This window comes from Spongiibacter sp., assembly GCF_041602295.1.
GTDB lineage: Bacteria > Pseudomonadota > Gammaproteobacteria > Pseudomonadales > Spongiibacteraceae > Spongiibacter.
Window position 1 is genome coordinate 1 of sequence record NZ_JBFIGO010000112.1, and the last position, 7,920, is coordinate 7,920.

5 protein-coding genes and 1 pseudogene are annotated in these 7,920 nt (G+C 57.4%); 3 read left to right on the forward strand and 3 right to left on the reverse strand.

Translation table 11 applies throughout. The features are described 5' to 3' along the window. The 3 genes and pseudogenes from ABYM29_RS13595 to ABYM29_RS13605 all read right to left on the reverse strand — a co-directional run. Positions 1 to 764 (reverse strand): annotated as a pseudogene (locus tag ABYM29_RS13595) (mannitol dehydrogenase family protein); the annotation flags it as partial. Continuing rightward, entirely contained in the window at positions 761 to 2,191 is a 1,431-nt protein-coding gene (gene uxaC, locus ABYM29_RS13600; RefSeq protein ID WP_372865317.1) for a glucuronate isomerase, read from the reverse strand. The pseudogene ABYM29_RS13595 and the gene uxaC, both read right to left, overlap by 4 nt. A gap of 85 nt (positions 2,192 to 2,276) precedes the next feature. Next, the gene (locus ABYM29_RS13605; RefSeq protein ID WP_372865318.1) at positions 2,277 to 2,972 is read right to left on the reverse strand and encodes a FadR/GntR family transcriptional regulator; all 696 of its coding nucleotides are present in this window, start codon (positions 2,970 to 2,972) and stop codon (positions 2,277 to 2,279) included. A 163-nt stretch (positions 2,973 to 3,135) separates the two neighbouring features. Here ABYM29_RS13605 and manD point away from each other — a divergent pair, with 163 nt between their 5' ends. From manD to ABYM29_RS13620, 3 genes are read left to right on the forward strand one after another with little or no spacing between them, the layout of a single operon-like run. Continuing rightward, positions 3,136 to 4,344 (forward strand): D-mannonate dehydratase ManD, encoded by a 1,209-nt coding sequence (gene manD, locus ABYM29_RS13610; RefSeq protein ID WP_372865319.1) that lies wholly within the window; start codon positions 3,136 to 3,138, stop codon positions 4,342 to 4,344. A 26-nt stretch (positions 4,345 to 4,370) separates the two neighbouring features. Next, the gene (locus ABYM29_RS13615) at positions 4,371 to 6,701 is read left to right on the forward strand and encodes a TonB-dependent receptor (RefSeq protein WP_372865320.1); all 2,331 of its coding nucleotides are present in this window, start codon (positions 4,371 to 4,373) and stop codon (positions 6,699 to 6,701) included. A 5-nt stretch (positions 6,702 to 6,706) separates the two neighbouring features. Next, on the forward strand, positions 6,707 to 7,600 hold the full coding sequence (locus tag ABYM29_RS13620; RefSeq protein ID WP_372865321.1) for a sugar kinase: 894 nt from the start codon (positions 6,707 to 6,709) through the stop codon (positions 7,598 to 7,600). Positions 7,601 to 7,920 lie beyond the last annotated feature (320 nt).

Consider the following 7,920-nt stretch of genomic DNA (forward strand, 5'->3'; position numbering starts at 1 on the left):
CTAAATACCGGCGCACTATCGTCAACGCCGAAGTCCGAGCGGAACTGCGCGATTTGTTCGGCGGTGACCGCGGGCACAATGCGATCGACCATGGTGTTGGGGAAGCGGCAGTGTTGCTCGATCCACGCCGCCAGATCGGCATCCTGTTTGGCGCTGAACTGCAGCAGGGCCGCCTTGAGTTTGTGACCGTTGTCGCTGAGGTTGTCGCAGGACAGCAGCGTCAGGCCGGTCAGGCCTTGCTGGCGACGGCGCGCCAGGGCCGCGGATAGAAAGCCGATAGCGCTGCGCGGCGCAGCCTCGCCGGTGAGGTCGTGGGCGATATCGGGGTGGGCGAGGTCTAGCCGGCCACTGGCGGCGGCTAAGCCATAGCCTTTCTCGGTAATGGTCAGGGTCACGACATGGGTCGCGGCAGCGGCCAGCGCAGCGATGACCGCCTCGGGGGCTTCGGGGGCAACCAAGATGTCGCTGAAGGCGCCGATGACCTGGCAGTGGGCCGCGTCGCCGTGGCGCGTCACCAGGCTATACAGTCCGTCCTGTGGCTGTAGTTTGTCGCGCATATCGGGGCGTCGCAGGCTGACGCCGATGATGCGCCAGTCGCCGCCAAAACGATTTAATACCGCTTCGGTGTACCAGGCCTGGTGGGCGCGATGAAAGGCGCCGACACCGAGATGGACGATGCCAGCCCGTGTGTCGCGGCGCGAGTAGCGGGGGCTGTCGATACCCAGCGATTCGAGTTTCGGCAGATTAACGTCGCGTAGTTTCACAGCTTGTAGGCCCGTTTTGCCAGCGAGTAGCTGAGTTCAACAATGAGCTCGGCGGCTTGGTTTTCAGTGAGTCGGTGGTCGGCGACCAGCTCGGCGAGGTAGCGGCAGTCCATGCGCCGCGCGACATCGTGGCGCGCAGGAATGGACAGAAAGGCGCGGGTGTCGTCGTTAAAGCCGACGGTATTATAAAAACCGGCGGTTTCTGTGGTCTGCTGGCGAAAGCGGCGCATACCTTCCGGACTGTCGTGGAACCACCAGGCGGGGCCGAGCTTGAGGCAGGGGTAGTGGCCAGCTAGCGGCGCCAGCTCGCGGGCGTAGACACTTTCGTCCAGGGTGAAGACGATCAGGCTAAATGCAGGCTCACTGCCAAAGCGGTCGAGCAGCGGTTTCAGTGCGCTCACATAGTCGGTGCGCATCGGCATGTCTGCGCCCTTGTCGCGGCCATAGCCAGCAAACACTTGTGCGTTGTGATTGCGAAATGAGCCGGGGTGCAGCTGCATGACCAGTCCGTCGTCGAGACTCATTGCGGCCATTTCAGTCAGCATCTGGGCGCGAAACAGTTCGGCATCGGCCGCCGAGAAATTAGCCGAGAGGATTTTGGCAAACAGGGTTTCGCAGTCGCTAGCAGAGAGGTCCGCGGTATTGGCGGTGGGGTGACCGTGGTCGGTTGACGTCGCGCCCATCTCTTTAAAATAGCGGCGGCGCTGGCGGAGCGCGGCCAGGTAGCCCTGCCACTGCTGGCAATCTTCACCGCTCAGTTGGCTAAGTGTTGCCAGATTGTCGGCAAAGCCTTCAAATTCGGGGTCGACAACCGGGTCGGGGCGAAAGGCGGTAATCACCCTCCCGTCCCAGTCGCTGTCGCGCAGACTGCGATGGTGGGGCAGCTCATCCAGTGGCGACTCGGTGGTGGCCAATACTTCAATGTTGAAGCGCTCGAACAGCGCGCGGGGGCGGAAGTCCTCGGTCGCCAGCGCGGCATTGATGCTGTCGAAATACAGGTCGGCGGTCTCTGCACAAAGCACTCTGTCTAGGGCAAATATTTCGGCAAAAACGTGATCCAGCCACAGCCGCGATGGGGTTCCCAGAAAGAGGTGGTAGTGCTCGGCGAAGCAGCGCCAGATTTTTCGATTGTCAGTTTCAACCGCCTGTCCATCGCGCCGCTTGATGCCGAGTTGGTCGAGGCTGATGCCCTGACTAAAGAGCATGCGAAACACATAGTGGTCGGGCTTTATCAGCAGCTCAGTGGCATCGCTAAACCGGGCGTTGCCGGCAAACCACGCCGGATCGGTGTGGCCATGGGGGCTGATGATTGGCAGGTCTTTGACCTGCTGGTAAAGCGCCGAGGCCAGCGCCCGCTTGTCGGGGCTGGAGGAGAACAGTCGGTCTGGATGTAGGGAGAGGGCATCGCTGCGCTTGCTATGGGTCATCGGGGTGTCGCCTTATTATGAAACTGTCCTGGTCGCCTAAACTGGCCTGACCACCTGTCCATTATTCGGCGGGCACCCGCGGCGGTCAAGTGCTCTTGGCGCTGATCTGCGATTTGATCACTCTGCGCAAATGCTTGTGCATGGCTTTGCGCGCCTTGCTGGCGCTGCCTTCACACAGCGCATCGTAGATGGCCTGATGATCTTCAATGATCGGCCGCACACCCTCGTTGCGCAGTCGCTGGTGGAACATCTGGCTGATTTCCGATTCATTGCGCAGTGTCCACAGCCACTCCACGGCAGACAGCAACACACTGTTTTCCGAGGCTTCGGCAATCACCCGGTGAAATTGTTCGTCGGCGTCTTCATGGGCGGATTCTTGCTGGTTTTCGCGGGCCATTTCCGCCAGCAGGTCCTTGAGCTTTTGCAGGCCCTGTTTGCCGATGCGCTCGGCCGCCAAGGCCGCTGTTTCGCCCTCCAGTGCCAAGCGAGCTTCCAGTATTTCGAAGGGGCCGGCGCCGAGCTCGCGGGGCAGGCTGCCCTGCCGGCCGGGCTTGCGCGTGACATAGACGCCGGAACCGCTGCGAATCTCGACGACACCGGAGATTTCCATCGCGATCATTGCTTCGCGGATGGTCGGACGGCTAACGCCAAGTTTTTCTGCCAGGTCGCGTTCGGAGGGCAGTCTTGCGCCAACGTCGATGGTGCCCTTGCCAATCATACCGATGATTTGCTCGGCCACTTGCATGTAGAGGCGCTGCTGTTTGACGGTCTGAAACTCCATAAAAAACCCTTGCTCGCATTCTGGTAACTTGGTAAGTTGGCTAAGTGGTCAGGCCAATTATTGCAGGGGAAACCCGTACTGACCGTATGGGTCAGGTCGCTGCGGTTTCGCCTGTTCTGGCCGAGTTTAGCAGAGCCATTTCCGTTAACAAATTGAAAATATTATGAAAATTCTAGATGCAAAAGTGATTGTTAGCTGCCCTGGTCGGAATTTCGTCACTCTGAAAATTATCACCGACGAAGGCATTTACGGGATAGGCGATGCGACCCTTAACGGCCGTGAGCTCTCCGTGGTGGCCTACCTACAAGAGCATGTGGTGCCCTGCCTGATTGGCCGGGACCCCCAGCAGATCGAAGATATCTGGCAGTACCTGTATCGCGGTTGTTACTGGCGACGCGGCCCGGTGACGATGACAGCGATCGCGGCGGTCGACGTCGCGCTGTGGGATATTAAGGCCAAGGTGGCGGGGATGCCGCTATACCAGCTGCTGGGTGGGCGCTCGCGCAACGGTGTGATGGTATACGGTCACGCTAACGGCGCAGATATTGCGGAAACCGTAGATGAGGTCGCCCGTTACAAGGACATGGGTTATCGCGCCATCAGAGCGCAGTCGGGTGTTCCCGGTTTGGCGAGCACCTACGGGGTTTCCAAAGACAAGATGTACTACGAGCCGGCCAGCGCCAATCTGCCGGAAGAGAACATCTGGTCGACGGAAAAGTATATGCGCCACGCGCCTAAGTTGTTCGAGAAGATTCGCGACAGCTTGGGTGACGAGCTGCACTTGCTGCACGATGCCCACCACCGCCTGACGCCGATACAAGCCGCGCGACTGGGCAAGGATCTCGAGCCCTATCGCCTGTTCTGGCTGGAAGACACGGTGCCTGCGGAAATGCAGGAGCGCTTCCGGCTGATTCGTCAGCACACCACCACGCCGCTGGCGGTGGGCGAGGTGTTCAGTTCGATCTTCGATTGCACAACGCTGCTGAGTGAACAGTTGGTAGATTACATCCGCGCGACGATTGTTCACGCTGGCGGTATCAGTCATTTGCGACGCATTGCGGCGCTGGCTGAACTCTATGAGGTGCGCACCGGTTTTCACGGCGCTACCGACCTGTCACCGGTAACCATGGGCGCCGCACTGCACTTTGATACCTGGGTGCCCAACTTCGGTGTGCAGGAATATATGCGTCACACCGAAGCCACCGATGAAGTGTTTCCCCACGATTACCACTTTGAGGACGGCTATCTGCTGGTCGGCGACACGCCGGGGCACGGGGTGGATATTAATGAAGAGCTGGCTGCGCGCTACCCCTATGAGCGGGCGTATCTGCCGGTGAACCGCCTGGAAGACGGCAGCTTGTTTAACTGGTAAGCAAAGGAATTGAAAAGGCCAATAATATGAAAAATAGTAAGGTCAAACTCACTGCATTAAGCGTATTTGTCAGCGCATTAACAACAGCCGCCAATGCCCAGCTGGAAGAGGTTATGGTGACCGCGCAGAAGCGCGAGCAAAGCCTGCAAGACGTGCCGATGGCGGTGACGGCGCTCGGCGGGGAGCTGTTGGAGAATAATGAAATAAACAGCGTTTCCGATCTGACAAAAATGGTGCCCTCGTTAAAATACACCCCCGGAAGCAGTGCGCAAAACAGTTCTATCCGGGTGCGTGGTGTCGGCACCGATGTCTACAGTTCTGCGGTAGAGCCTAATGTCTCGGTAGTGGTGGACGGTGTGCCCTTGGCGCGTACCAGTCTGGCGAATTTCGATTTTGCCGACGTCGAGCGGATTGAAGTGTTGCGTGGGCCGCAGGGCACCTTGTTTGGCAAAAACGCGTCTGCCGGTTTGGTGCATATTATTACCCGCGATCCGCATTCCGAGTTTGAGGCGAGAGGTCGGCTCACCTACGAGAAGCCCGATGAATTTCCGGGGGATTTTATCAAGGCTCAGTTTAGTGTCAGTGGTCCGCTGAGCAGTGATCTCGGGGCGCGCTTGACCTTATTTGAAAAGCGCGCAACGGGCCATATCGAAGATATCACCTTCAACAATACGCTGCCCGATAGCCGCAGTTCCGGAGCGCGTGGGAAATTGGTCTGGGATGCCAGTGAAGCCTTGACGCTTAAATTCGTTGCCGAGTATCAAGACAGTGAAGGGGGATCTTATCCACAGGTGCAGCGCAGCGCCAATCCAGACCTCGAAGCGAACAACGACCCAATTCAGAGTGGCCCCGAAAACCGCCAAGCCAGAACGTTTAATGGCACTCAGGCCGATATGAAGGTGCAGGCCTTTACCTTGTCGGCGGATTGGCAGCTTGGCGAGCATGTTATCACCTCGGTAACGGGGTATCGCCAAGCCGATATGATGACGGACATGACCGCGGCCAAGCTCGATGGTGTCAATGTGGACTTGGAGAAAAATGGCGGTCCTCGCGAAGTTGAAACCTTCACCCAGGAATTGCGCCTCTCTTCTCCCAGCGGTGGCGCACTGGAGTACACTGTGGGTGCGCTGTGGTTTGATAACACCCTCGACAATGACTTCGACCGCAGAATCAGCGATCTGGCCGCCAATAATGTCGCGGGTATTCCCCTGGCCGAGCCTCTGGATATACCCGGCAATATCGGCAGTGTGGATGTGAATCAGGGCTTTGATAATACCGTGCGGACAGAAAATCTCGGAGTGTTTGGTCAGGCAACCTGGCATTTTGCACAGCGCTGGCACAGCACCCTGGGGCTGCGCTATATCGACGAAGTGCTCACGGCAAACTATTCCAATTACCAAGATCTAGAAGACTCGGCGACAGGGACGCCGCTTACCGCCGCGTCAACGAGCGTGGTGATTCCCGAGACCGAGGTCGATGATACGGCGGTCACCGGCACGGCTTCGGTTCAATATGACTGGTCGGATCACAGTGTACTGTACGCCAGTTATTCCCGGGGATATCGCGGCCGCGCCTTTGATGTGACGAGTAGCAGCAAGCAGGAAAGTTTTGATAATCCGGTGGAGGCCGAAACGGCTGACTCCTTTGAGTTGGGTATTAAATCGCGCCTGTTCGACAACCGCTTGGAAGTCAATGCCACGGTCTTCAATACCATATTCCAGGACTTTCAAGCACAGATTGTCGATGTGTCGGGCGGCGGGGTGGCTGCTGACCTGCGGTTGGACAATGCCGGAGAGTTGGAGACCAGCGGTGTTGAATTAGAGTTTAAAGCCAAGCCTAACGAGTCGCTGATGGTGTTTGGTTCTCTGCTGTACAACGAGGCAATTTTTAACGAGTTTATTACCCAGTGTTTTGTCGGCCAGCGTGCGGACGAGGGCGGTGCTCAGGACAATGATGGAGACGGCGAATGCGATGGCCAGGACGTCAGTGGCGGCAGTTTGTCCAACGCGCCTAAGTGGAGTGGTTCAATAACGGGTCGCTACGATTGGGTGTTGAGCGATGAGGGAAGTACGCTGTATTCCCAGCTCACCGGACGCTACCAGAGCGAAGTGCAATTCCAGGCCGACCAACACCCGCTGACCATTCAAGACGCCTATGATATTTGGGATTTGCGGGTGGGCTATATCGGTGTTGGCGGGCAACTCGAAATTGCCGGTTATGTGAAAAACTTGTTTCAACAAAGCTACGTCAACTCAATAACGGCCTTATCCTTGTCTAATGATCGCCGCGATACCTTTCACTATCTGCCGCGGGACGCCGACCGGGTGTTCGGTGCCAGTATCGCTTATCAGTGGTAATAGCCGTGACGCGAGTTGCATGTTTGGGTGAAGTTATGCTGGAATTGCGGCCGTCTAACGGTCGCAATCAGTTGTCTCTTGGCTTTGCCGGAGACAGTTATAATACGGCGGTGATGCTGGCAAGGCAGGGGGTGTCGGTCAGTTATATTACCGCCCTCGGTGCGGACCGTTTCAGTCAGCAGATTATTGACGCGGCGGCTAGTGAGGGTATAGATACCGGCGCAATGTTCCAGAGTGGGCAGAACCTGCCGGGTTTGTACCTTATTCAGAATGACCCCAGTGGTGAGCGGGAGTTTTTCTACTGGCGCGAACACAGTCCTGCGCGGCGCTTGTTTGCAAGCGAAGAAAGCACTGTCTTGTGCATAGAAAAAATTTGCGAAGCCCAGTGGCTGTATCTCAGCGGTATTAGCGTGGCGGTAATGGGCCAGGCGTCGCAAGTTAACTTCTTGAACGCGATGCAAGAGATAAAGCGAGCCGGCGTTAAGGTCGCATACGACCCCAATTATCGCCCGGCCCTGTGGAACTCTGTCGAGATCGCCCAGCGCTGGCACGCCGATATGCTCGGTTATAGTGACTTGGTGCTGCCCACAATGATCGACGAACAGCCGCTGTGGGAGCGAGATAGCCAGCAGGGCATTGTCGAACGTTGTTGGGCGGCTGGTGTCGGGGAGGTGGTGATCAAGTGCCCGCAGGCGCGCGCGGTGGCGTGGCGAGACGGCGAAAGCGCCGAAGCGCAATCCCATTATCGCGGCCCTGTGGTGGATACTACGGGTGCCGGAGACGCCTTTAACGCCGGCTATCTTGCCGCCTGTTTTTCCGGCGCGCCGCTTGCTGTGTGCCTGGAAAAGGCTCATGAGGTCGCCTCGCGTGTTGTTGCCGTGCGCGGTGCATTGCCCTAATGCCTTGCTGGGGCTGAATATGCCTCTCTAGCCCCTGTCGCGCGGGCACTTTTCTGCTGATCAGACTCATTATTTTCGTCAACTTCGAAATATATTTTCGGCTGTTTTTGTTTTTGTTTTTGTTTTTGTTGTTTGAGTGAAGGCTCAGTATTTGAGGAAGCGTTTTGAAAGTACATAAGTTAGTTGGCGCATTGGCCCTGCCGCTCGCTATTGGCGGCGTTCAGGCAGAACAGTTGAAAATGGAATCCATTTTGGTGACGGCACACGCGCCGGTTTCTCAGCAAGACAATTTCCTCGCCAATTTGGCTGTGCTCGATGCC

Bases quoted from the DNA above. Each gene is read 5' to 3' on its own strand.
- ABYM29_RS13615 (WP_372865320.1), top strand. From the start codon at position 4,371: ATGAAAAATAGTAAGGTCAAACTCACTGCATTAAGCGTATTTGTCAGC.
- uxaC (WP_372865317.1), bottom strand. From the start codon at position 2,191: ATGACCCATAGCAAGCGCAGCGATGCCCTCTCCCTACATCCAGACCGA.
- manD (WP_372865319.1), top strand. From the start codon at position 3,136: ATGAAAATTCTAGATGCAAAAGTGATTGTTAGCTGCCCTGGTCGGAAT.
- ABYM29_RS13605 (WP_372865318.1), bottom strand. From the start codon at position 2,972: ATGGAGTTTCAGACCGTCAAACAGCAGCGCCTCTACATGCAAGTGGCC.